The organism is Collinsella sp. AF39-11AT (assembly GCF_003474585.1).
Classification (GTDB): Bacteria; Actinomycetota; Coriobacteriia; order Coriobacteriales; family Coriobacteriaceae; genus Collinsella.
On record NZ_QROG01000056.1, the window covers coordinates 1 to 1143 of the forward strand.

Consider the following 1143-nt stretch of genomic DNA (forward strand, 5'->3'; position numbering starts at 1 on the left):
AAGAACGTCCATTACAGTCGAAATTGTCAGCCCGGGACCGTCTCGGGCTACGATTGAGGCGCGCCCAGAACGGGCCGCCGACCGGGCGCCCGCGCACGGCCGAACGTCCCTGCCCCCGAGAGGGCCCGTTGGGTGCTGCCGGCGCGGGACGCGCCGCCCCCGACGGCTGATAGGAAAGTGCCGGGCAGGCGCCGCGGCTGGTAATGTGAGTGCCGAGGGGGAGGCCATCCGGTCGAACGACTACCGGAAGGATACCACCGTGAAAGCGCCATCCACCAGGCCCGCGGCCGTGCTCGGCCTGGACGTCGGCAAGTCATCGCACTGGGCCCGCCTGGTCGACCGCGACGGGGAGGTGCTGGCCAGCGCCCCCGTCCGCAACAGGGAGGCCGAGCTCGACGCGCTGTTCGCCTCCGCGCCCGCCGGCACGCTCGTCGTCGTCGACCAGTTCCGCAACATAGGGTCCCTCGCCGTGAGGCGGGCCCGCGCCGCGGGGCTCGGGGTCGCCCACCTGCCCGGGCTCGCCGCCAGCCGCGCCGCCGGCCTGTTCGCCGGCGAGGCCAAGACCGACGAGCGCGACGCCGAGGTGATCGCGCGGACCGCCCTGGGCGTGCCGGACTCCCTGTCGGGGGTCCCGGGCCGCGGCGAGGCCCTCGAGGCCGCCCGCGCCCTCTCCTCCCAGCGCGACCACGTCGTCGCCTGCGCGACCAGGGACAAGAACCGCCTGCGCGCGGTGCTGCTCGAGTCCTGCCCGGCCCTCGAGGCCGCGGTCGACCTGTCGGACCGGCGGTGGCTGGAGCTGCTCGCCGGGTTCGGCGGGGCGTGGGGGATCGCCCGCTCCGGGGCCGCCGGGGAGGCCGCGGCCGCCTCCACCGCGCCCCCGCCGGCGCTCGTCGAGGCCGAGAACAGGCAGGTCAGGTTCCTGGCCGCCCGGATATCGGAGGCCCTCGACGAGGCCGGGGCCCTCGAGGCCGAGACGGCGGCGCTGCTCGAGGGCGACGAGACCTACGCGTGCCTGCTCACCGTGCCCGGCATCGGCCCGAGGACCGCGGCGCAGCTCGCGGTGTCGGTCGACATCGCGAGGTTCCCGGACCACGACCACCTGGCCTCGTACTGCGGCATAGCCCCGAGGGTGAGGAGCTCCGG

1 protein-coding gene is annotated in these 1143 nt (G+C 75.5%); it reads left to right on the plus strand.

Annotated features, from left to right (window positions below; all coding sequences use genetic code 11):
- Positions 1 to 259: 259 nt before the first annotated feature.
- On the plus strand, positions 260 to 1143 hold an 884-nt coding region (locus DW037_RS10410; RefSeq protein WP_158571996.1), incomplete at its 3' end, for a transposase.